This is a genomic window from Pseudomonas sp. F007 (genome assembly GCF_057814275.1).
Genome location: NZ_JBVATA010000026.1, coordinates 1 through 540 on the forward strand (window position 1 = coordinate 1; position 540 = coordinate 540).

At 63.9% G+C, this 540-nt stretch carries 1 protein-coding gene; it reads left to right on the forward strand.

Annotated features, from left to right (window positions below):
• On the forward strand, positions 1–540 hold a 540-nt coding region (locus ACZYR5_RS29560), incomplete at both ends, for an SH3 domain-containing protein (RefSeq protein WP_489092916.1).

Here is a 540-nt window from a genome sequence, read left to right on the forward strand (position 1 = left end):
GGGCTACATCGCCGCCAGCCTGCTGCGCCCGGAGGCTGACGGCGAGCACCGCATTGTCTCCTCGCGAGAGCGGGTCAATGTGCGCGCCGAGCCGGATATTTCCAGCGAGGTGCTGCTGGAATTGCCCACCGGCAGCGTGCTCAGGGTCAGCGGTGAAGGCGATTTCCGCAAGCTGGAGCGGGTCAATCAGTACCTGTACTTCGCGGAACTGGAAAGCGAGCCCGCCCCGCAAGCGGTCGATCAAATCGTTGTGCTGGAGCAACCGGTGCCAATCAAGGCCGGCGCCCTGATCGGCCATATCGGCGACTATCAGGACGGCTACGTCGAACGCCCGGAACAGCGACTGCACCTTGAGGTCTTCAGTGGCGATGACATCGACCTGTACTTCGAAGCCAGTCGTGCCTGGGCCCAGCGCTTGCCCGCCAAAGAAAAAACCTGGCTGAAACTGGCCAAGGGCACCGCCGTCGTACCCCATCGCGACGATGTCACCGGCCCGCTGCTCAGAACCTGGAGCGAAACCAGCCCGCTCAGCGACGCCGA